This is a genomic window from Flavobacterium sp. SP2 (genome assembly GCF_057626655.1).
In genome coordinates, this window is the sequence record NZ_JBVHBT010000003.1 from 106,174 (window position 1) to 129,445 (window position 23,272).

Consider the following 23,272-nt stretch of genomic DNA (forward strand, 5'->3'; position numbering starts at 1 on the left):
TAAACTTTTAAACTAAAAATGTATCTTTGCACCTTTAATTTTACAACTTAATAATGAACAAACTTTTAATAGTAGGAACGGTTGCTTTTGACGCTATCGAAACGCCTTTTGGAAAAACAGATAAAATACTTGGTGGAGCAGGAACATACATAGGTCTTTCGGCTTCTCATTTTAAATTACAATCAGCGATAGTTTCTGTTGTTGGTGACGATTTTCCTCAGGAATATTTAGATCTCTTGACGTCAAGAAACATCGACATTTCTGGATTAGAAATTGTAAAAGGTGGAAAAACGTTTTTCTGGAGTGGAAAGTATCACAATGATATGAATACCAGAGACACTTTGGCTACTGAATTAAATACGCTTGCCGATTTTAACCCAATAGTTCCTGAAAATTTTAAAAATTCAGATGTTGTGATGCTAGGAAATTTGCATCCAATGGTACAAAGTGGTGTTTTAGATCAGATGACAGCCAAACCAAAATTAGTAGTTTTAGATACCATGAATTTCTGGATGGATTGTGCGTTACCAGAATTATTAGACGTTATAAAACGCGTAGACGTAATTACAATCAATGATGAAGAAGCGCGTCAGCTTTCTGGCGAATATTCTTTGGTAAAAGCTGCAGCAAAAATCCACACAATGGGTCCAAAATATGTAGTAATTAAAAAAGGAGAACACGGAGCATTAATTTTTCATGAAAAAGAAATTTTCTTCGCACCAGCATTACCATTAGCTGATGTTTTTGATCCAACTGGCGCGGGTGATACGTTTGCAGGTGGTTTTGCAGGATTTATTACACAACAAGGTGACATTTCATTCGAAACTATGAAAACCGCAATTATTCAAGGTTCTAATTTAGCTTCATTTTGTGTTGAGAAATTTGGAACCGATAGAATGGTAGAATTAAAAGAAGTGGAAGTAAAAAGTCGCTTGAAACAATTTAAAGCATTAACACAATTCGATATAGAATTATCATAAAAATATGCCTCGAAGTTTCGGGGCATTTTTATTTCAATTAACACGAATTTCACTAAGTATCACAAAGGATTATTTTACCTTTGCAAAATTAAATTTGGATAATTACAAAAGTGTACAAACCTTACAAGTTTGTTTAAAATATAATAACTACTACAACACACAACAATTATGAGCGACGCAATCAAACACGAATGTGGAATAGCTTTTTTAAGATTAAAAAAACCATTAGAATTTTATAAGGAAAAATACGGTTCTGCTTTCTACGGAATTCAGAAAATGTATCTTCTTATGGAAAAACAGCACAACCGAGGTCAAGATGGTGCTGGATTTGCTTCTATAAAATTAGATGTCGAAGCTGGTGAACGATACATTAGCAGAGTTCGATCGAATGATGCACAACCTATTCAAGATGTGTTCAAGCAAATAAACGATCGCATTAATGAAGAACTGACTTTGCATCCAGAATATGCCCATAATGTTGCATTACAAAAAGCCAAAATTCCGTACATAGGCGAATTGTTTCTTGGACATGTGCGTTACGGAACATTTGGTAAAAACAGCATCGAAAGCGTTCATCCGTTCTTACGTCAAAACAATTGGATGCATAGAAATCTTATTGTTGCCGGAAATTTCAATATGACGAATGTTACCGAACTTTTCAACAGTTTGATAGAACTTGGTCAGCATCCTAAAGAAATGGCAGATACCGTTACCGTAATGGAGAAAATAGGACATTTTCTAGACGATGAAGTAACCGATTTATACTTAGAATGTAAAAACAACGGATTGTCTAAAAGAGAAGCATCGCCAGTAATTGCTGAAAAATTAGACATCAAAAAAATATTAAGACGCGCATCCAAAGGTTGGGATGGTGGTTATGCCATGGCAGGACTTTTTGGACATGGTGATGCTTTTGTATTTCGCGATCCAGCAGGCATTCGTCCAGCATATTTCTACGAAGACGACGAAATTGTAGTTGTAGCTTCAGAACGACCAGTAATTCAAACTGTTTTTAATGTAGAATTCAATAAAGTTCAGGAATTACAACCTGGACATGCCTTAATAATCAAGAAAAACGGAAAAGTTACTGAGGAAGAAATTATTACACCAACGGTAAAAAAAGCATGTTCGTTCGAACGAATTTATTTTTCTCGTGGTAGTGATGCCGAAATATATCAGGAACGTAAAGAACTTGGAAAGTTAATTCTTCCAGCAGTTTTAGATGCAATCGATGATGATACTGACAATACGGTTTTCTCTTATATTCCAAATACTGCAGAAACTTCTTTTTACGGAATGGTCGAAGCTGCAAATGATTTTTTAAATCAAAGAAAAAACCAACATATTCTAGATAATCGAAATACGTTAACCGCTGAAACATTGAACGAGTTGTTAGCAGTAAAAATTAGAACCGAGAAAATTGCCATTAAAGATGCAAAATTAAGAACTTTTATTACCGACGATGCCAATCGAGATGATTTAGTAGCGCACGTGTATGATGTGACTTACGGAGTTATAAAACCAACCGATAATCTTGTTATTATTGACGATAGTATCGTTCGTGGAACTACATTAAAAATGAGTATTATCAAGATGATGGATCGATTGAATCCTAAAAAGATAGTAGTTGTTTCGTCAGCACCACAAATACGTTATCCCGATTGTTACGGAATTGACATGGCAAAGCTAGAAGGTCTTGTGGCGTTTCAAGCTGCGACTGCACTTTTAAAAGAGCGAAATTTATATCATATTGTTGATGAAGTTTATGCAAAATGTAAAGCGCAAGAAAACCTAAAAGACGCCGAAGTGGTTAATTTTGTTACAGAAATCTATTCGCCATTTAGCGATATGGAGATATCAGATAAAATTGCAGAATTACTTACCACACCAGATGTAAAAGCGGAAGTTAAAATCATTTTTCAAACCGTTGAAAACTTACACATTGCTTGTCCTAAGAATTTAGGTGATTGGTATTTCACTGGAGATTATCCAACACCTGGTGGAAACCGAGTTGTAAATCGCGCTTTCATGAATTTTTACGAAGGTAAAAACGCTAGAGCCTATTAATTTATATAAAAAATAAGCATTTAAACGATTTTTGGTGTAGTTGGTCTTAAATGTTTGCTAAGAAATCGTTATCAATATACATTTGATTCACCATAGCATTAGTAGGTTAAGTTTATGGTAGATTTGGGGCAAAAAAGGTGAAAGCAATTTCACCTTTTTTATTTTCTATAAGTTGTTAACAGACAATATCTTTCACAATACATCAATTCACACTCATTTGACTATAATGCCAATATATTGTTAACTGAGTTGGAGTAAAACATTTACAATTGTTAAATTTGTTACATCATAGATTTAGTAGGTTAAGTTTATGATAGATTTGGGGCAAAAAGACGGAAGCAATTCCGTCTTTTTAATTTATAAAAAACCCCGAAAGAAATTAATTCTTCGGGGTTTTTAAATTATAAGTGGTAGTGTTCGACTTTACGTCTTTTAAACTTTTAACCTATTTATTTTTCAATAGCATATCTTCTTGCAACTTCCGTCCAGTTAATTACACTAAAAAAAGCTTCAATATAATCAGGTCTTCTGTTTTGATAATTTAAATAGTAGGCATGTTCCCAAACGTCCATTCCTAAAATAGGAGTTGAACCAGTAGAAATTCCAGGCATTAATGGATTGTCTTGATTTGGAGTCGAAGTAACTTCTAGTTTTCCACCTTTAGAAACATTCAACCAAGCCCAACCACTACCAAACTGAGTGGCACCAGCTTTAGCAAATTGCGCCTTAAATTCTTCAAACGATTTAAAATCTTTTTCAATCGCTTCCAATAATTCTCCAGTTGGCAATCCGCCACCATCAGGCGACATTACCGTCCAAAACAAATTGTGATTATAAAAACCACCACCATTATTTCTAACAGCGCCGTTTTTCATATCCAAATTTATTAGGATATTTTCAATTGTTAAACCCTCTAAATCAGTACCAGCAATTGCCGCATTCAAGTTGGTTGTATAAGCATTATGATGTTTAGAATGGTGAATTTCCATAGTTCTAGCATCAATATGTGGTTCTAAAGCGTCGTACGCGTAAGGTAATTGTGGTAATTCGAAAGCCATAATATATTTTTTTTAAAGATTATTAAATATCTAAATTCAAAGTTATAAATTTAACTTCAGAAAAAGTTACACAATTGCGTTATAATTTTATTAAATCATTTTTAGAAGCCAATCCAGCCCTATACTCTATGTTTTTCTTTTTAAAGAAAAAAGAAAAAGGATGCCGTTGCTGTCTGGGCTAACACAATCAATACATCAATGAGTTTCAACTTACAACCATCACATCTTAAAAGTCAGTTATTACAAGTATTTCCGCTTCAAGAAAATCATTTTGAGCAACTGTATTCCGTAGCTTCAGATGAACTTCTGTGGGAACAACATCCCAATAAAAACCGATACAAGCGTGAAGTCTTCCAAACCTTTTTCGAAGGCGCAATACAATCTAAAGGTGCATTTCTTGTATTAGAAGCGATCACAGGCGAAACCATTGGCTGCAGCCGATTTTATGATTACAATCAAGAAGACAATTCAATTTTAATAGGTTACACCTTTGTAGGAAGAAAATTTTGGGGAAAAGGATACAATAAAGAACTTAAAAAACTAATGATGGATTATGCGTTTCAGTATGTGTCAACAATTATCTTTCACATTGGCGCAAGCAATTTTAGATCACAAAAAGCCATCGAAAAATTGGGCGCCATAAAAATTGATGAATTCGAAGTAGAATATTTCGGTGAAGAATCTAAATTGAATTATATTTATCAAATTAATAGAAATCAATGATAACAGCTTTAGATTTTTTATTGGACTTTATTAGCGTTGATTTAATTATTGGTTTTGGTTGGTATTCAATAGTTTTTTTCTCATTGTTACTTTTTTCTGTTAAGAAAGAATTTTTAATAGAATTTGACAAAAGCGCCTGTAGAACAGTTGTTTATTTAGGAATTTTATACGGTATTGTTTGGTTTTTAGCATCAATTCTAAATTATTTTGTTGAAATGGATGAAGATCAAAAATCTCAATTTATCCGATTACTAACTGGAAAATATTCATTTGGATTATGGTTTCAACCACTTTTCTGGGTTGCATTAACTCAGTTATTAAGAATTCAATTTGTTAGAAAATATTTATTATTAAGAGTACTGATTTGTATATTTTTTATTTTGACTTTTGAACGATTTGTTATAATTTATACGTCATTTCAAAGAGATTATTTGCCAAGCAGTTGGACTTTATATAATTATGGTGTCGGAATTACTTGGTGGCAAATACTACTTTCTGCTTTGATTAAAATGTTTGAATTTACTCTAATAGTGTTTGTTTGTAACTATTTAAAATATCAAAAATCAAAAATTGTTAATCAGCAATCAAAAATCAAATGAAAAAACCAGCATTCTCAATATATGACGCATCGGCAGGATCGGGAAAAACCTTCACGTTGGTAAAAGAATATCTAAAAATTATTCTTTTATCGAGTAAAAACGATGCGTACCGAAACATTCTTGCGATTACCTTTACCAACAAAGCCGTTCACGAAATGAAAAGTCGTGTGGTAGAAAGCTTGTCGGAATTTACCAAAGACAATCCATCGGAAAAAGCGCAGCAATTAATGCAAATTATTCGTGAAGAAACCAATTTGAGTCTGCAAACCATAAAAGAAAAGTCGCAAGCAATTATTAAAAATCTAATTCACAATTACGCTGCTTTCGACATCTCTACTATTGATAAGTTTACACACAAAGTCATTCGAGCCTTTGCACACGATTTAAATCTTCCCATCACTTTCGAGGTTTCGCTCGATACTGAAAATCTTTTAACAGAAGCCGTCGATGCTATAATTGCACAAGCTGGAGAAGACGAAACTTTGACTAATTTACTGGTAGATTTCACGATGGAAAAAACCGACGACGATAAAAGTTGGGATGTTTCTAGAGAAATTATGGATACTGGACGATTAATTCTAAACGAAAACAATCGCGAAGAAATTATGCATTTTCATGACAAAACCATAGCTGATTTTGTTTCCATAAAAACGAAATTAGCAGAACTCTGCAGTCAGTTAGAAACCGAAACCAAAGACTTGGCGACGCAAGCTTTGCAATTAATAGAAGGTAACGGAATCGATTTAAAATCATTTTCAAGAGGAACATTTCCTAATCATTTAGAAAACATCAAAATCGGAAAGTTTAATCCTAATAATAAAATGTTTTATGAGTTTGATGATATTCAAATAAATAAATCTGCCAAAGACGCTCGAATTATAGAAAGTATTATTCCAGAATTGCTACAAATAGTACAATCTATTTATTCACAGTTTGAAAAGAAAAATTTCTACGAAGCATTTCTAAAAAATATTACGCCACTTTCGCTATTAAACACAGTGAGTAATGAGTTGGCAAAAATTCAGAAAGAACAAAATATTTTGTCTATTGCCGAATTTAACAAGTTAATAAACGAGCAAATTCAGAACCAACCAGCGCCATTTATTTATGAACGATTAGGTGAAAAATACAAGCATTTCTTCATTGATGAGTTTCAAGATACGTCAGAAATGCAATGGCAAAATCTAATTCCGTTAATAGACAACTCACTTTCTAGCGAAGATTTATCTGGCGAGCAGGGAAGTTTGATGCTCGTTGGTGATCCGAAACAATCTATTTATCGTTGGCGTGGTGGAAAAGCAGAGCAATTTATTGAACTTAGCAAAGACAAAAACCCCTTTGTTAATCCAGATAAGAAGTTGTTTTCTTTAGATACTAATTTTCGCAGTTATTCGGAGGTTATTAATTTCAACAATGATTTTTTCGGATTTTTATCCAATGAATTTTCGAATGAAGATTATCAAGATTTATATAAAAATCACAGTCGGCAGAAGACAAATTCTAAAACCGGTGGCTATGTAAACATTTCTTTTATTCCAAAAGTTGAAACCACAGAAGAAGAAAGTTTAGATAAAAATGAACTGTATTTGTTGGCGGTTTTAAACAAAATTCTGAAAGTAAAATCAACAGGATTTAGAAATAAAGATATTGTAATTTTAACGCGTAAAAAAGCGCACGGAACGGCAATTGCTAATTATCTAACCGAACAAGGAATTCCTATATTATCATCAGAAAGTCTTATGCTTGAGGCATCATCAGAAGTGAAAAATGTCATTCATATATTGCGATATTTAAAAAACAATTCTGACTTAGAAGCTAAAGCTAATTTTCTTTATTACATTGCTAATAATTATCAAAATCAGCTTCCTGTTCATGATTTTATTTCGAAAGGAATGGAACAAAAAAGTGAAGAGGATTTCCAGAAATGGTTGTTGGAATTTGAAATTGAATTTTCTTTTCAAAACATCAGAAAAAAATCACTTTACGAAGCTGTTGAAATTATAATTTCTAAAGTTATTCCAATCGAGAAGCGAAATGCATACATTCAGTTTTTTCTAGATTTGATTTTAGAACACGACTTAAAAAAGCAAGCCGGAATTTCAGATTTTCTATATTATTGGGATAACAATTCGCATAAATTAAGCATTCCGTCGCCAGAAGGAAACGATGCCGTTCGAATTATGACCATTCATAAATCAAAAGGATTGGAGTTTCCGGTGGTGATTTTTCCGTTTGCCGAAGAAGATTACAGCAAAGGTCCAAGAGAAAAAATGTGGCTCAACGCCGATGAAGAAATTGTTGGATTACCCAAAGCATTAGTTGACAAAAGCAGCAAAGTAGAAAGTTATGGTCACGATGCATCTGAAATTTATTTGCAAAAGAAACAAGAAGATTTACTAGACAATATTAATGTTTTATACGTTGCATTAACGCGTGCCGAAGAACAATTGCACATAATTTCAGGTTTGAATATTGGCAAAGACGGAAAATTACCGAATAATATGTCGTCGTTGTTTATCAAATTTTTACAAGATAAAGGTTTTGATGAAAATCAATTGGAATATGAATTTGGTTCGTCTACAAAATTATCAGAAACTAAAATTGATGCGAATGTAACTGAGATAGTTCCGCAGTTGCAATCAACTTTGAATCCGAAAAACATTAAAATTGCACAACGAGAAAGTTTGATGTGGAATACGCAGCAGCAAAAAGCAATAGAATACGGAAATATTTTGCACGAAATTTTATCATATATAAATACGAGCAATGATGTTTCACTTGCAATCACTAAGGCAATTGAAAATGGGTTGATTACTTCTTCTGATAAAGAACTATTCGAAAAAACAATCTATGACATTGTTAATCATGAAGAATTGGAAGTTTTCTTTTCTAAGGAGCATAAAATTTTAAATGAAAAAACCATCATTCAGAAGGAAGGAAGTATTGTTAAGCCAGACAGGATGGTGCTTTCTAATGCTAATGAAATGTATCTGTTGGATTATAAAACAGGTTCGCATCAACCAAAATACAAGCAACAATTAGAAAGTTACCAAATGGCAATTGAAAAAATGGGTTTCAAAGTCGTTAAAAAGACCTTAATATATATAGGAGAAGAAATTGAAATTGTAGATTTGTAAAAAAATAAAAAATTAACTTGAATATTGAGAAACACAATTTTTAGTTTCTTGAATCAAAACAAACAAAATATGTACGGAAAAATTCAACAACACCTGCAAAACGAATTAAATACCATTGAAGAAAATGGTATTTTCAAAAAAGAGCGCATAATTACATCACCACAAGGAGCAGAAATTACTGTGAATGGAGAAACAGTTTTAAACTTTTGTGCCAATAATTATTTAGGTCTATCATCACATCCAGAAGTAGTTCAAGCTGCAAAAGATGCTTTAGATTCTCATGGATTCGGAATGTCGTCGGTACGTTTTATTTGTGGAACTCAAGATATTCATAAAACATTAGAAAAAAAAATAGCCGAATTTTACGGAACCGAAGACACTATTTTATATGCCGCAGCATTTGATGCCAATGGAGGAGTTTTCGAGCCTTTATTAGGAGAAGAAGATTGTATTATTTCAGATAGTTTAAATCACGCCTCGATTATTGATGGCGTTCGTTTATGTAAAGCAGCTAGATATCGTTATGAAAATTCCAATATGGAAGATTTAGAACAACAATTAATAAAAGCTACAGAAGCTGGACATCGATTTAAATTAATCGTTACCGATGGAGTTTTCTCAATGGACGGATTAGTAGCGCCTTTAGATAAAATTTGTGATTTAGCTGATAAATATGATGCTTTAGTAATGGTTGACGAATGTCACGCGGCAGGATTTATTGGTGCAACTGGTAAAGGAACACTTGAAGCCAAAGGCGTAATGGGACGAGTTGATATAATAACAGGAACATTAGGAAAAGCACTTGGTGGCGCAATGGGCGGATATACAACTGCCAAAAAAGAAGTAATTGAAATTTTACGTCAGCGTTCTAGACCTTATTTATTCTCAAACTCATTAGCACCGGCAATTGTTGGAGCTTCGATAAAAGTTTTTGAATTATTAGAAAAAGATACTACACTTCGTGATAAATTAGAATGGAATACCAACTATTTTAAAGAGGGTTTAAGAAAAGCAGGAATCGATTTTATAGATGGTGATTCAGCAATTGTACCGGTTATGCTTTATGATGCCAAACTTTCGCAAGTAATGGCAGAAGAATTATTGAAAAAAGGAATTTACGTAATTGGATTCTTTTTCCCAGTTGTGCCAAGAGATAAAGCTAGAATTCGAGTGCAACTTTCTGCTGCACACACCCAAGAACACTTGGATAAAGCCATTCAAGCTTTTGAAAGCGTGGCTAAGGCTTTGAAGGTTATTTAAGGAAATTTATGTTTATAATTTTAGTACGAATTGTTATATAATTACCATATTTTAACATTTTCGTTTTGTCAATTCATTTAAACGTATTACTTTTGACCTATTATATTTTTATAATCTAACAAAAATAAGTATGAAACATCTTAACAAATTATTTGTTCTATTGATGCTTTTGAGTTTAAGCACTCAAGCTCAAGACAGCAACAACAAGTGGGCTATTTCGTTTGGTGCAAACGCAGTGGACGGAGGCAGAGTAAGCGCTGCAAAAAAATTAGAGAATCAATTTTCTCAATATTTTGACGCTAAAAGATACTGGAATATTCTTCCATCAGTATCTTACATTAACGTTTCAAAATATGTTGGAGACAATTTCTCTTTTGGTATTACAGGATCGATCAATAAAATTGACAAATTTGTTAATGAAAGATTTGCTCCAATTTCAGAGTATGAAGTTGTAAATCCAGGAGATTTAAACTATTATGCAGTTGATGGTATCATCAAATATAGTTTCATGAATGCTATCGGTTCTAAAGTTATTGATCCTTCTGCTCACGTTGGTGGAGGTTATACTTTCTTTGGTGATGCTTCTGCTGGAACTGTAAATGGTGGTTTAGGATTAACATTATGGTTTTCTGAAAATGTAGGTCTTTCTTTAACGTCTACTTACAAATATTCGTTTGATGATACAAGAAATCCTTCTTTTGATGTACCAACTCACTTACAACATTTTGCAGGTCTTATCTTCAAATTTGGAGCTAAAGATACAGATGGAGATGGAATCTACGATAGAGAAGATGTTTGTCCAGAAGTTTTTGGTTTAAAAGAATTCAATGGTTGTCCTGATACCGACGGAGATAAAATTGAAGATTCTAAAGATGCTTGTCCAGAAGAAGCTGGTTTACCAGAATTTAATGGATGTCCAGACCAAGATGGAGATGGAGTTCAAGATAAAGATGATGCATGTATTGATGTATTCGGATTAAAATCTTTAAACGGTTGTCCTGATGCTGATGGCGATGGTGTAACTGACAAAGCTGACAAATGTCCAGATGTTAAAGGTCCAAAAGAAAACGCAGGTTGTCCTTGGCCAGATAGAGATGGAGATTCAGTTCTTGACAAAGATGACAAATGTCCAGATGTTAAAGGTACAGTTGCTAATCAAGGTTGTCCAGAAGTTTCTGACGAAGTTGTAAAAAGATTGAATGACTACGCTAAAACTATCTTGTTTGATTCAGGAAAATCTTCTTTCCAAAAACAAACTTACCCAGTTTTAGAAGCAATTACTGCAATCTTAAAAGAATATCCAAACGCTAACTTCTCTATAGAAGGTCACACAGATAGCGATGGTTCTGATGCTTCAAACCAAACTTTGTCTGAAAACAGAGCTGCAGCAGTTAAAGACTATTTAATCGAAAAAGGAATCTCTTCTTCTAGATTATCATCTAAAGGTTTCGGTGAGAAAATGCCAATTGACTCAAACAAAACTAAAGCTGGTAAAGCTAACAACAGAAGAACTGAAGTGAAATTAGTAAAATAGTTTCCTCCAAAATATTTTTAAGAAACGTCCCGAATATTCGGGACGTTTTTTTATATTTATAAAATGACAAACAGTACATTTTTAAATAAACTAGCACAGCAAATAGTACTTGATTACCCTCAAATCAATTCAGATATTGTAATTGTTCTTCCCAATAAAAGAGCCAAAGTTTTTCTTATTGACGAATTAAAAAAGGAAATTACAAACACTGTTTTTGCTCCAGATATTGTTAGTATTGAAGATTTTGTACAAGAAATTGCAGGAATTCGTTCTGTGGATAGTATTGAATTATTGTTCGAGTTCTATACAGTGTACCTTTCTATAACTGATAGTAACAAACAAGAACCTTTTGAAACATTTGCCAATTGGGCAAAAACACTATTGCAAGATTTTAATGAAATTGATCGCTATTTATTAGAACCAGATAAGGTTTTAAAGTATTTAGAAAACATTAAAGAAATAGAACATTGGTCAGTCGATGCAGACAAAAGAACCGATTTAATTGATAATTATCTTGCTTTTTGGAAATTATTACCTACTTACTATCACGCGCTTTATAGTTATTTATTTGATAAAGGAATAGGTTACCAAGGGTTAATATATCGAGAAGCTGTGGCCAATCTCAATCATTTTTCTGAAACTATAAAAGATAAATCTTTTGTTTTTGCCGGTTTTAATGCACTGAATCAGGCAGAAGAACGAATAGTCCAGCATTTGTTAGCATTAGATAAAGCTAAAATTTATTGGGATATTGATGAAGTATTTCTTAAAGACTTTCAGCATGATGCTGGATTGTTTACTAGAAGATTTAAAAACGAATGGTCGTATTATAAGTCAAATCCGTTTCAATGGATTGCCAATGACTATTCGCAAGAAAAAAACATTCAAATAATTGGAACACCAAAGTCTATTGGTCAAGCCAAAATTGTAGGCGATTTGATAGAAAAACATATCGAAACAACTAATGGTGAAGGATTAAAAAATGTCGCGGTTGTGCTTGGAGAGGAAAGTCTTTTAGTTCCTGTCTTGTATTCGCTTCCAGCAAATGTTGATGCCTTAAACATAACAATGGGATATTCTAGTAAGAACAATCCGGCACAAATTTTAATCGCCAAATTGTTTAAAACCCACACCAATGCTTTGTCGAGAAACGCTTCTAGCTATGTTTTTTATTATAAAGATGTTTTAGATATTCTTACACATCCATTAATCGAACCTTATGCAAATGCAAGCGATTTAGTGTACATTATAAACAAGAATAATTTCACTTTTATAACACATAAAAAAATCCTAGAACTTCATCCGAATGGATCGGAATTGTTTCAATTATTGTTTCAAAAATGGGATTCGAATTCGATTGCAGTTTTAGAAATTGTGTCACGAATTTTGTTGCTAATAAAATCCAATCTTAATCACGACAATCAAGAAGACAAGATAACCAACGCCTTTGTATATTCGATTTTTAAAGTCATAAACAAACTTATTTCGTATTATGCTTCAAATACTACTATTGATAAAATAGAAACCTTACACGCTATTTATAAGCAAATTATTGATGTTGCCGAAGTTTCGTTCGAAGGGGAACCATTGAATGGATTACAGATTATGGGAGTTTTGGAAAGCCGTGTTCTGGATTTTGAAACTGTAATAATCACTTCTGTAAATGAAGGTAAATTTCCTGCTGGAAAAAGCATGAATTCGTTTATTCCATACGATGTAAAACGAGAATTAGGATTACCAACATACAAAGAAAAAGATGCTATTTATACCTATCATTTTTATCATTTGTTGCAACGTGCCAAAACTATTTTCTTAATTTATAATACCGAAAGCGAAGGTATCGATGCTGGAGAAAAAAGTAGATTCATCACCCAATTGGAAGTTGAAAAACAACCAAATCACACACTTACCAATAGAGTCTTTAACGCCGACGTTCCAGAAATTGCCTATAAACCTTTAGTAATTCCAAAATCGGAAAGTGTTATGCAACGCTTGAAGGAAATTGCAGAAAAAGGATTTTCACCATCGTCATTAACAACTTATATTAGAAATCCGATACAGTTTTATTTTCAACGAATATTGCGCATTTCTGAAGCAGATGAGGTTGAAGAAAATATTGCCGTCAATACACTTGGAACTATTATTCACGGAACTTTAGAAGAATTGTATAAACCGTTAATTGGGAAATTCTTGTCGGTTGAGGATATCAAATCCTGCATTTCTAAGATTGATGATGAGGTTTTAAAACAATTTAAATTGGTTTATAAGGAAGGCGAAATCAAAAAAGGAAGAAACCTTTTAGCTTTTGAAGTAGCCAAAAGAAACGTGCTGAATTTTCTAAAATTAGAATTAGTTGATATCGAAAAAGGCGATGCCGTTAAAATCATTGCGTTGGAAGAAACTTTTGAACGCACTTTGCAGCATCCTAAATTACCTTTTCCAGTATTGATAAAAGGAAACGTTGACCGAATTGAACAGCGCAACGGAAAAATTAGAATTGTAGATTATAAAACCGGTAAAGTAGAACTTACAAGTGTTACTTTAAAAAGTTGGAGCGGCTTAATAGAAGATATTAAATATGATAAAATAATTCAGGTTTTAGCCTATGCTTTTATGTATGAACAACAGGCGGAAGGTTTAGAAATTGAGGCCGGAATTATATCGTTTAAAAACTTAAAATCTGGATTTTTACCTTTCGGTTTTAAACAAGAAAAAGAAGTGTCAACAACTATAAATGCAGATACTATGAATGATTATCTTGATCAAATTGCAGTATTATTAGCCGAAATATTAAATAGTGAAGTTGCTTTTGAAGAGAAGATTTAACAAATTTTTGTTACAGTAGTTTTTGATTTTGAATAACTTTATAAAAAAAAGATCAAAAAATTTTACAATATCTTGGAGTTCTACAAGAGTACAATCGTTGTAAATCTTGTAATAGGTATGCTGCCTTTACTTTTAGGCGGTGTAGAAAGTTTTATGTATATGTTTATTTCTGTTGGTTTTTTTGCTAGTTTTCTTGTAAAAGAATTCAGAAATACCAATTATTATCTTTTTTACTATAATAATGGAATTTCCAAAATACAACTTTGGTTTTTCAGTTATATCATCAACTTTTTAGCCTTGATAATTTTCCTTCTTATGTACAATTTAATACGCTATTATGTTGGTTAAACATACTTTAGAATTGGACAGTATTCAAAAGCAGTTTGATTTCAAATTGGTGCTTTCTGACGTTTATTTAAAATGCGAAACAGGCGAAATAATTGGATTATTAGGAAGAAATGGTTCAGGAAAGTCCACATTACTAAAAATTATTTTCGGAATCCTCGATGCCGATTTTAAATTTGTTAGAATTGATGGAGTCATAAAAAGTAAAACAAGTAATTTGTTTGATGAAGTGAGTTATTTGCCTCAAGACAATTTTATTCCAATTAATTTATCTGTAAAAAAAGCCATTTCACTTTCTGTACCTACTAAGTTTATGGAAGTATTCTATGATGATCCCATGATTAATTCGATAAAAGAGAAACAAATTAAGCATCTTTCTGGTGGAGAGTTACGTTATTTGGAAATAAAATTGATACTTTTCAATCAGTCAAAATTTGTCTTGCTAGACGAACCTTACAACGGATTATCACCAATTATGATTGACAATATCAACAATTTGATTCTAGAAAATGCATCTAGAAAAGGAATCATAATTACCGATCATAACTATGAAAATGTGATTAAAATTTCCAATAGATTAGTATTGATGAAGGAAGGAAAAACATATCATTTAAAAGATAAAAATGAATTGGTAGATAAAGGATATTTAAAAGCAGATAGGATTTAAACCTTCTTTAAAAACTGTAATAAAACTTCAAGTAATTCTTCTTGATTTTCAATATGACTCATATGGCCATCATTAAAAGAAACCAATTCGGTGGTAGTGTTTTTTATTTGAGCACTATTTTCTTCATAATTCAAAACAGGATCTTGTTTGCCCAAAATTAAAAGAATTGGATAGGTAGCGAAATGCAAAAGTACTTCTCTATCCTTTCGGATTTTCATACCTTCCAATGACGCAACAATGCCTTGCAAAGGCGTTTTTAAGGCTTCTTTTTTAACATTTTCAATTTCAACAGTCAATTTCTCGCGATTTTTTTCGCTAAATAAATTGGCAATACTCATACTTATGAATACAGAATAATTTTGTTTCACCGCTTTTATTGCGCGATTGCGATTGGTTTTTCGTTCCTCGCTATCGGCACGTGATGTGGAATTTAACAGTACAATTCCTTTCACGTTTTCGGGATATAATTCGGCGAAAGCCAAAGCCACATAACCGCCCATAGAATGTCCAACAAAAACCGATTTTCTAATTTTTAAATGTTGTAATACTGCCATTACCGCATCGGCATTGTCTTCCATAGCATGCACATAACCTAAACTGTCGGTTGCACCATGACCAAGCAAATCGATAGTAATAACTCTGTATTTATGGCATAAATTGACAACAAAAAAATCCCACATCGAGTGATTCTCCAAAAAACCGTGTAATAAAACAACAGCCGTTCCTTTTCCTTGGTCGGTGTACGCAACAGTAGTGTTTTTGTAAATGATAGTTTTCATTGATGCAAAACTATAACTTTAATTTTTTTTTGAAACACAAAAGTCACAAAAGAAAAGCAAAAGGCACAGAAGATAAAACTTTTGTGCCTTTTGTGTTAAAAAACTACTCGCTTTCACACCCAAGCCTGAAAGGCGATCGGAGCGATGCTAAACTGTCTATTTTCTATATTTTATTCTCTTTTTTCTAAATTAAGAATTCATTATCGATTCAATTTCCTCCACTTCAATAGGAATATTGCGCATTAAATTGAACGCTTCTCCTTTTTCTTGAATTACCATATCGTCTTCAATACGAATTCCGAAACCTTCTGCTGGAATATAAATTCCTGGTTCAACCGTAAATACCATATTAGCCTGCATTGGTTCGTGCAATAATCCATAATCGTGCGTGTCTAATCCCATGTGATGCGATGTTCCGTGCATGAAATATTTTTTGTATGCTGGCCAATCTGGATTTTCGTTCTGAACATCGGCTTTGTCAATCAATCCTAAACCTAAAAGTTCTGAAGTCATTATTTTACCAACTTCTACATGATATTGTTTCCATAAAGTTCCTGGAACTAACATTTTTGTAGCTTCGTTTTTTACACGTAAAACTGCATTGTATACTTCTTTTTGTCTGTCAGAAAAACGTCCCGAAACAGGAACCATTCGAGTCATATCGCTTGAATAATTGGCATATTCGGCACCAACGTCAAGCAAAATCAAATCACCTGCGTTGCATTGTTGGTTGTTTTCGATGTAATGCAACACATTCGCATTATTTCCCGAAGCAATAATCGGCGTGTAAGCAAAACCTTTAGAACGATTTCTTAGAAATTCATGCGCAAATTCGGCTTCGATTTCATATTCGGTTACATTTGGTTTTACAAAATTTAAAACTCTACGAAATCCTTTTTCAGTAATATCGCAGGCTTTCTGAATCAAATCCAATTCTTCGCTTTCTTTCACTGAACGCAAACGTTGCAAAATAGGATTCGATTTTTCTACTTTATGCGCAGGGTAATTTTCTTTCCACCATTTGATAAAACGCGCTTCACGAGTTTCGGTTTCAATTACGGCACGATAATGCTCGTTGGTGTTGATGTAAATCGTGTCGGCATAAGTCATCACTTCTTTCAACGTTTTATGAAAATCTTGCAACCAAATTACACTTTTAATTCCGGCAACTTCAAATGCTCTTTCTTTAGTCAACTTCTCACCTTCCCAAATGGCAATGTGTTCGTTAGTTTCTTTTAGGAATAAAATTTCTTTCAAATGCTCATAAGGTGCATCTGGAAAAAGCAACAAAATACTTTCTTCTTGATCAACGCCCGATAAATAAAAAATATCACGGTGTTGTGCAAATGGCAACGTAGAATCGGCTGAAACTGGATAAATATCGTTCGAATTAAAAACGGCAACACTATTGGGTTTCATTTGTGCTGTGAATTTAGCTCTGTTTTTTATGAACAAATCACGGTCTATTTGATGGTATTTCATATGTAAGTTTTTATTTTTTTTAATGGTCATATGCAATCGCGTGATGGCTCATGTCATTTTTTGGATTGTTAGATTTTTGGATTGTTAGATTTTTGGCTTGTTAGACAATTCGATAATTTTATTTATCAAAATTAATGAATAATTGAGTTCAAGATGTAGCCAAATGGCGTTATTTTATGTTAGCCACAGATTTCTTTATTAATTTTAAACATAAAAAATCTGTGAATCAGTGGCTATTCTACAAGATGTTTTTTCGAATACGACTCATGTGTCGCGACGAAATTCCAAGGAAAGAAGCTAAATAATGTAACGGAACTTCTTGGAGCAATTTTGGTTCAGTAGCTAATAGCTTTTTGTAACGTTCTTCAGGTGTTAACGTTAGTAAATCAATTCGATAATCATCGATTAAGCAAATTTGTTTCTCAATTACATTGTAGTAAAACTGATGAAATGCTTTGTTGTGTCCAATTAAATCCTTGAACGTTTTCAAATCAACAATCCACAATTTGCAATCAGCAATAGCTTTGATGCTTTTTCTTGAAGGTTTTCCAAATAAAAAACTGCTTAAGGAAGAAGTAACTGAGTTTCTTAACGCTAAATAGGTCGTTTTTTCCTCACCTAAAACTTCAATTGAATGCTGTAAAATCCCACTTTCTACGAAACAAAAATACGAGCACACTTCATTTTCTTTGACAAAGAATTCGTTTTTCTTCAAATGTAAAACTTGAAAAGTTGCTCTTGCTTTTATAATATATTCTTCCATAGATTGCTCATTCACATCAATAAATTGACATAAATAATCAAGAAAAGCATCTTTAGATTTTGAAACTGCCATCAGTAAAACTTTCAACAAAAATATCCAAATAGTTTTCAACTCAGATTAAAATCTATATTTTTATAAAAATTTTCACAATGAAAACTACATTTTTTTCAATACTTTTTCTTTTTACCATTAGCTTTCAAGCTCAAGACAAAAAAGCGTATCAATTGTATGATAGAAACGGAAAAAAAGTTACTTATGATAAACTATTAAAGTCTTCTTTAAACACTCAAGTGGTTTTGTTTGGAGAATATCATAATAACTCTGTTGTTCATTGGTTGCAACTTGAATTAACCAAAGATGTTTCAGAAAAAAAGGCAATCGTTTTAGGTGCTGAAATGCTAGAAGCCGACAACCAAAAGCAGTTAAATCAATATGTAAATGGCGAAATTGATCAAAAAAAATTAGATTCGACAGCACGATTGTGGCCAAATTACAAAACCGATTACAAACCTTTAGTTGATTTTGCCAAAGAAAATAAAGTACCTTTTATAGCAACAAATATTCCAAGACGTTTTGCATCGATGGTTTCAAAAAAAGGATTCGAAGCCTTAGAAACGCTTTCATCTGAAGAGAAATTATGGATAGCACCACAGCCAATTCCGTATGATGCCAATTTGCCGGGTTATGTTGAAATGATGAAAATGATGGGCGAACATACCAGTCCAAATATGCCAAAAGCGCAAGCAAGTAAAGATGCAACGATGGCCTATTTTATTAATAAGAATTTAAAAGATGACGCAACATTTATGCATTATAACGGTTCGTATCATTCTGATAATTTCGAAGGTATCGGTTGGTATTTAAAAAAGTACAATCCCAACATTCAAATAATTACTATTTCTACTGTGGAACAGAAGGATATTTCTAAATTAGAAAAAGAAAATTATACTAAAGCCAACTTTATTCTCGTTATAGATGAAGATGTGACAAAAACATATTAAATTCGTCAATTATTAGAAGCAGATGATTTTTAAAATTTAAAAAAAATCATATTTCTGAAATCTATTGAAGTAGTTCTTTTAAAAAGTTGGTACTTCAATCACTGAATAAAAATTTCATTTAAGAGTAATGAAAGATAAAGTGTTTGGAAATCAGAGTTAATCAATCAATCAGAGCATGAAAAAATTAGTCTTATCATTTTTTATTTTAGCATACGCTTTTAGTTTCGTTTCTTGTGAAGACTTGGACGATACTAATCCGAATCCGATGTTGTACATTAAATTCAAATTTGATCCAACGCAAGAGCGACTCAATAATTTAGGTCAGCCTGCTGTAATTCCGTCAGGAAATGCTGCACAAACACCAATTTTTAATTCAATTTCGTCGCATTATATCGAGTTAGCTCCAAATGCAAACACACAACTTGGTCAAGGAACAATTTTATATCACGCGCCTGAAACTAACCTAGGAGGTGAAAATGCTATCGATTTTAGTCAAGCAAAAATTGTTTCCGAAGGCGAAACTTTTATAGCAATTCCATTGAAAGATGTTGGTGTTGGAACGTTTGAATGGACACGTGTGTCATTATCATATCAAAATTTTGAAATAACTGTTCGTCATCAAGGAGCCGAATACCAAGGTACTTTAGCAAGTTTTGTAGGATTCAATACGTATATCGAAACCCATTCAATTGGAAATAGCTTTTTTGAAGTAAACGGAAACAAACCACAAGGATATTGGGCTTTTGCGCTAAACAATAATCCTTTTATGTCATCAGGACAAGCGCCAGCAGGTTCAACAACGGTTCCAAATCCGTTAGCAACTACATCACCAATTCCAGCAGGTTCATGTGTAGTAACTGGTAAGTTCTCAAAACCATTGGTGCTTACTGGTCAGGAAAAAAAGGATGTAACAATTACGTTATCGTTATCAATTAATAAAAGTTTTGAATGGAAAGAGGTTTCTAATAATTCAAAATATGATCCTGCATTAGGAGATCAAGTAGTTGATATGGGTTTGCGAGGCTTAATTCCGTCTTACAAAAAGTAGTTTTGTTTAATGAAAATTATGATATTCAGCTGTTTTATGGCTGTAAAATCAACAATTGTTAAACCCACTTTAAATTCATTATAAATTAGCTCGAAAAGGTTGTAGTTAATATGAAATAGCTGTATTTTTGTGTGATTTTTTTAAATAAATTATACACACTTATGGCAAAATCTGCAATTTTAAAGTCATCACTTGCAAAGAAATATTGGATGGCTCTAACAGGTTTATTTTTATGTTTGTTCCTATCAGGACACTTAGCTGGAAACCTTCAACTCATTTTTAGTGACGCATTGCACTTCAATCAATATGCGTTATTTATGACTACCAATCCAGCCGTAAAAATTCTATCTTATCTTACCTACATTTCAATTATTTTTCATGCTATTGATGGTATTTTATTAACCATCCAAAATAGAAAAGCAAGACCTATTCGTTATGCAAAAGAAAATGCTTCTTCAAATTCTGCATTTGCATCTCGTAACATGGCGGTTTTAGGAACTGTTATTTTAGTTTTTATTGCAACCCACATGGTCAACTTTTGGGCTGTAATGCATTTTGACAAAAACATGCCGTTGCAAACAGTTACTATTGAATCTCAAGGGCAAAAACAAGATTTTTACCTTACAACTGATGGCGGTTATTTACCAAAGGCACAAGTTGATCAGAAAATGATCACTATAGAAAATAGAACGGAGTTTTTTGATGCTAATGCAAAAGTAAAAATTAAAGAAGGTTATAAAGATTTACACAAAATTACAGTTACATTCTTTAAAGATCCTAAAACTGGTTTATTAGCTACAATTTTGTATGTAATAGCGATGATTACATTATCGTTTCACTTATTGCACGGTTTCAGTAGCGCTTTTCAAACACTTGGTTTAAACAATCCAAAATACAATTCATTGATAAAAGGGTTTGGAAAAGGTTTCGCAATACTAGTTCCTTTATTATTCGCAATCATTCCAATATTTATTCATTTTTTTCTAAAAGCATAACATTATGGCATTAGATTCAAAAATACCTAGCGGTCCAATTTCTGATAAATGGACAAATTATAAAGATCATATCAATCTTGTAAATCCTGCAAACAAACGTAATATCGATATTATTGTTGTTGGAACAGGACTTGCAGGAGGTTCTGCGGCTGCAACACTAGCAGAATTAGGATATAATGTTAAAGCATTTTGCTATCAAGATTCTCCAAGACGTGCGCACTCAATTGCTGCACAAGGAGGTATCAATGCTGCAAAAAATTATCAAGGTGATGGAGATTCAACGTTCCGTTTATTTTATGACACTGTAAAAGGTGGAGATTATCGTGCTCGTGAAGCTAATGTTCACCGTTTAGCCGAAGTTTCTACTAATATTATTGACCAATGTGTGGCTCAAGGTGTTCCATTGGCAAGAGAATATGGTGGTTTATTAGACAATCGTTCGTTTGGAGGAACTTTAGTATCTAGAACTTTCTATGCTAAAGGTCAAACAGGTCAGCAATTGCTTTTAGGTGCTTATTCTGCCATGAATCGTCAAATAGGTCGTGGTAAAATTGAAATGCTAAACCGCCACGAAATGCTAGATTTGGTAATTGTGAATGGTAAGGCTAGAGGTATCATTGCTCGTGACTCAGTAACAGGAAAGATCGAAAGACATTCGGCTCACGCAGTTGTAATTGCTTCAGGTGGTTACGGAAACGTATTTTTCTTGTCAACTAATGCCATGGGAAGTAATGTAACTGCTTCGTGGAAAGTTCACAAAAAAGGAGCTTATTTTGCAAATCCTTGTTATACGCAAATTCACCCAACATGTATTCCAGTTTCTGGAGAACACCAGTCCAAACTAACCTTAATGTCAGAATCATTAAGAAATGACGGTAGAATTTGGGTTCCAGCAAAATTAGAAGATGCTCAAGCAATACGTGAAGGAAAATTAAAACCTACTCAAATTGCAGAAGCCGATAGAGATTATTACTTAGAAAGAAGATATCCAGCATTTGGAAACTTGGTTCCTCGTGACATTGCTTCACGTGCAGCTAAAGAAAGATGTGATGCAGGTTTCGGAGTTAACAAAACTGGTGAAGCAGTATATTTAGATTTTGCTGCAGCGATCCTAAGATATGGAAAAGATCAAGCTAAGATCAAACATTTAGATGTTAATGATGAAGCTTTGGTTAAAAAATTAGGAACAGAAGTTGTTGCTAGTAAATATGGAAATTTATTTCAAATGTACGAGAAAATCGTAGATGAAAATCCATATGAAACTCCAATGATGATTTATCCAGCAGTACACTATACAATGGGTGGAGTGTGGGTTGATTATAACTTAATGACTACAATTCCTGGTTGTTTTGCAATTGGTGAAGCCAATTTCTCTGACCACGGTGCTAACCGTTTAGGTGCATCTGCATTAATGCAAGGTTTAGCTGATGGTTATTTTGTACTTCCTTATACAATCGGTGACTATTTATCTACAGATATTCGTACAGGAAAAATTTCTACAGATTCGCAAGAGTTTGAAGAAGCGGAACAAAATGTTCGTTCTCAAATTGAGAGCTTAATGAATGCTGGCGGAACGAAACCAGTTGATTATTTCCATAAGAAATTAGGAAAAATCATGTGGGATAAAGTAGGTATGGCACGAAATGCTAAAGGACTTACCGAAGCGCAACAAGAAATTGCCGAAATTCGTGAAGATTTTTACAAAAACGTGATGGTTCCTGGAACAGCTAATGGCTTAAACCCTGAATTATCAAAAGCACTTCGTGTTGCTGATTTCTTAGAATTAGGAGAGTTATTTGCTAAAGATGCTTTACACCGAAATGAATCTTGTGGTGGTCACTTCCGTGAAGAATATCAAACAGAAGATGGTGAAGCACAACGTGATGATGAAAACTTTGCTTACGTAGCTGCATGGGAATACAAAGGAAAACCAAGCGATGCTGTTTTACACAAAGAGCAACTTGTTTTTGACAATGTGAAACTGGTACAACGTAGCTATAAATAACAA

The 23,272-nt window shown here is 33.0% G+C and carries 17 protein-coding genes; 13 read left to right on the forward strand and 4 right to left on the reverse strand.

What is annotated here, in order from left to right; all coding sequences use genetic code 11:
* The first annotated feature begins 53 nt into the window (after positions 1-53).
* Positions 54-980 (forward strand): PfkB family carbohydrate kinase, encoded by a 927-nt coding sequence (locus ACZ098_RS08400; RefSeq protein ID WP_487311309.1) that lies wholly within the window; start codon positions 54-56, stop codon positions 978-980.
* Between the two features lie 168 nt (positions 981-1,148).
* Positions 1,149-3,047 carry an amidophosphoribosyltransferase gene (locus tag ACZ098_RS08405; RefSeq protein ID WP_487311310.1) on the forward strand — a complete coding sequence of 633 codons (1,899 nt, stop codon included), beginning with the start codon at positions 1,149-1,151 and terminating at the stop codon, positions 3,045-3,047.
* 449 nt (positions 3,048-3,496) lie between these two features.
* Here the strand turns inward: ACZ098_RS08405 and ACZ098_RS08410 are convergent, their stop codons facing one another.
* Positions 3,497-4,105, reverse strand: a complete 609-nt coding sequence (locus tag ACZ098_RS08410) for a superoxide dismutase (protein WP_487311311.1) — start codon at positions 4,103-4,105, stop codon at positions 3,497-3,499.
* Positions 4,106-4,303: 198 nt separating this feature from the next.
* On the opposite strand from ACZ098_RS08410, the gene ACZ098_RS08415 reads away from it, so the two are divergent.
* From ACZ098_RS08415 to ACZ098_RS08445, 7 genes are all read left to right on the forward strand, one after another.
* Complete coding sequence (locus tag ACZ098_RS08415; RefSeq protein ID WP_487311312.1) at positions 4,304-4,828, forward strand: GNAT family N-acetyltransferase; 525 nt, start codon at positions 4,304-4,306, stop codon at positions 4,826-4,828.
* Complete coding sequence (locus ACZ098_RS08420; RefSeq protein ID WP_487311313.1) at positions 4,825-5,427, forward strand: hypothetical protein; 603 nt, start codon at positions 4,825-4,827, stop codon at positions 5,425-5,427. The genes ACZ098_RS08415 and ACZ098_RS08420 overlap by 4 nt, the downstream gene beginning before the upstream one ends.
* Positions 5,424-8,564: a UvrD-helicase domain-containing protein gene (locus tag ACZ098_RS08425; RefSeq protein ID WP_487311314.1), complete on the forward strand. Its 3,141-nt coding sequence runs from the start codon at positions 5,424-5,426 to the stop codon at positions 8,562-8,564. Before ACZ098_RS08420 ends, ACZ098_RS08425 begins: the two co-directional genes overlap by 4 nt.
* A 69-nt stretch (positions 8,565-8,633) precedes the next feature.
* Positions 8,634-9,824 carry a glycine C-acetyltransferase gene (kbl, locus tag ACZ098_RS08430; protein WP_487311315.1) on the forward strand — a complete coding sequence of 397 codons (1,191 nt, stop codon included), beginning with the start codon at positions 8,634-8,636 and terminating at the stop codon, positions 9,822-9,824.
* 130 nt (positions 9,825-9,954) lie between these two features.
* The gene (locus ACZ098_RS08435; RefSeq protein ID WP_487311316.1) at positions 9,955-11,358 is read left to right on the forward strand and encodes an OmpA family protein; all 1,404 of its coding nucleotides are present in this window, start codon (positions 9,955-9,957) and stop codon (positions 11,356-11,358) included.
* 63 nt (positions 11,359-11,421) lie between these two features.
* Positions 11,422-14,184 carry a PD-(D/E)XK nuclease family protein gene (locus ACZ098_RS08440; RefSeq protein WP_487311317.1) on the forward strand — a complete coding sequence of 921 codons (2,763 nt, stop codon included), beginning with the start codon at positions 11,422-11,424 and terminating at the stop codon, positions 14,182-14,184.
* 337 nt (positions 14,185-14,521) lie between these two features.
* A complete protein-coding gene (locus ACZ098_RS08445) occupies positions 14,522-15,196 on the forward strand; it encodes an ATP-binding cassette domain-containing protein (RefSeq protein WP_487311318.1) in 675 nt (224 codons plus the stop codon).
* Here the strand turns inward: ACZ098_RS08445 and ACZ098_RS08450 are convergent.
* From ACZ098_RS08450 to ACZ098_RS08460, 3 genes are all read right to left on the reverse strand, one after another.
* Positions 15,193-15,975, reverse strand: a complete 783-nt coding sequence (locus ACZ098_RS08450; protein WP_487311319.1) for an alpha/beta fold hydrolase — start codon at positions 15,973-15,975, stop codon at positions 15,193-15,195. The two genes, ACZ098_RS08445 and ACZ098_RS08450, sit on opposite strands and share 4 nt — an antisense overlap.
* 189 nt (positions 15,976-16,164) lie before the next feature.
* Entirely contained in the window at positions 16,165-17,457 is a 1,293-nt protein-coding gene (locus tag ACZ098_RS08455; protein ID WP_487311320.1) for an aminopeptidase P family protein, read from the reverse strand.
* A gap of 238 nt (positions 17,458-17,695) precedes the next feature.
* Positions 17,696-18,292: a Crp/Fnr family transcriptional regulator gene (locus tag ACZ098_RS08460; protein WP_487311321.1), complete on the reverse strand. Its 597-nt coding sequence runs from the start codon at positions 18,290-18,292 to the stop codon at positions 17,696-17,698.
* 77 nt (positions 18,293-18,369) lie between these two features.
* On the opposite strand from ACZ098_RS08460, the gene ACZ098_RS08465 reads away from it, so the two are divergent.
* The 4 genes from ACZ098_RS08465 (at position 18,370) to ACZ098_RS08480 (ending at position 23,269) form a co-directional block, all read left to right on the forward strand.
* Positions 18,370-19,221 carry a ChaN family lipoprotein gene (locus ACZ098_RS08465; protein WP_487311322.1) on the forward strand — a complete coding sequence of 284 codons (852 nt, stop codon included), beginning with the start codon at positions 18,370-18,372 and terminating at the stop codon, positions 19,219-19,221.
* A gap of 175 nt (positions 19,222-19,396) precedes the next feature.
* Positions 19,397-20,269, forward strand: a complete 873-nt coding sequence (locus ACZ098_RS08470; protein WP_487311323.1) for a hypothetical protein — start codon at positions 19,397-19,399, stop codon at positions 20,267-20,269.
* Between the two features lie 161 nt (positions 20,270-20,430).
* Positions 20,431-21,264, forward strand: a complete 834-nt coding sequence (locus tag ACZ098_RS08475) for a succinate dehydrogenase cytochrome b subunit (RefSeq protein ID WP_487311324.1) — start codon at positions 20,431-20,433, stop codon at positions 21,262-21,264.
* A 4-nt stretch (positions 21,265-21,268) separates the two neighbouring features.
* A complete protein-coding gene (locus ACZ098_RS08480) occupies positions 21,269-23,269 on the forward strand; it encodes a fumarate reductase/succinate dehydrogenase flavoprotein subunit (protein ID WP_487311325.1) in 2,001 nt (666 codons plus the stop codon).
* Positions 23,270-23,272: the final 3 nt, after the last annotated feature.

Excerpts from the sequence above, each read along its gene's own strand:
- ACZ098_RS08400 (WP_487311309.1), top strand. The coding sequence starts at position 54 with ATGAACAAACTTTTAATAGTAGGAACGGTTGCTTTTGACGCTATCGAA.
- ACZ098_RS08405 (WP_487311310.1), top strand. The coding sequence starts at position 1,149 with ATGAGCGACGCAATCAAACACGAATGTGGAATAGCTTTTTTAAGATTA.
- ACZ098_RS08410 (WP_487311311.1), bottom strand. The coding sequence starts at position 4,105 with ATGGCTTTCGAATTACCACAATTACCTTACGCGTACGACGCTTTAGAA.
- ACZ098_RS08415 (WP_487311312.1), top strand. The coding sequence starts at position 4,304 with ATGAGTTTCAACTTACAACCATCACATCTTAAAAGTCAGTTATTACAA.
- ACZ098_RS08420 (WP_487311313.1), top strand. The coding sequence starts at position 4,825 with ATGATAACAGCTTTAGATTTTTTATTGGACTTTATTAGCGTTGATTTA.
- ACZ098_RS08425 (WP_487311314.1), top strand. The coding sequence starts at position 5,424 with ATGAAAAAACCAGCATTCTCAATATATGACGCATCGGCAGGATCGGGA.
- kbl (WP_487311315.1), top strand. The coding sequence starts at position 8,634 with ATGTACGGAAAAATTCAACAACACCTGCAAAACGAATTAAATACCATT.
- ACZ098_RS08435 (WP_487311316.1), top strand. The coding sequence starts at position 9,955 with ATGAAACATCTTAACAAATTATTTGTTCTATTGATGCTTTTGAGTTTA.
- ACZ098_RS08440 (WP_487311317.1), top strand. The coding sequence starts at position 11,422 with ATGACAAACAGTACATTTTTAAATAAACTAGCACAGCAAATAGTACTT.
- ACZ098_RS08445 (WP_487311318.1), top strand. The coding sequence starts at position 14,522 with ATGTTGGTTAAACATACTTTAGAATTGGACAGTATTCAAAAGCAGTTT.
- ACZ098_RS08450 (WP_487311319.1), bottom strand. The coding sequence starts at position 15,975 with ATGAAAACTATCATTTACAAAAACACTACTGTTGCGTACACCGACCAA.
- ACZ098_RS08455 (WP_487311320.1), bottom strand. The coding sequence starts at position 17,457 with ATGAAATACCATCAAATAGACCGTGATTTGTTCATAAAAAACAGAGCT.
- ACZ098_RS08460 (WP_487311321.1), bottom strand. The coding sequence starts at position 18,292 with ATGGCAGTTTCAAAATCTAAAGATGCTTTTCTTGATTATTTATGTCAA.
- ACZ098_RS08465 (WP_487311322.1), top strand. The coding sequence starts at position 18,370 with ATGAAAACTACATTTTTTTCAATACTTTTTCTTTTTACCATTAGCTTT.
- ACZ098_RS08470 (WP_487311323.1), top strand. The coding sequence starts at position 19,397 with ATGAAAAAATTAGTCTTATCATTTTTTATTTTAGCATACGCTTTTAGT.
- ACZ098_RS08475 (WP_487311324.1), top strand. The coding sequence starts at position 20,431 with ATGGCAAAATCTGCAATTTTAAAGTCATCACTTGCAAAGAAATATTGG.
- ACZ098_RS08480 (WP_487311325.1), top strand. The coding sequence starts at position 21,269 with ATGGCATTAGATTCAAAAATACCTAGCGGTCCAATTTCTGATAAATGG.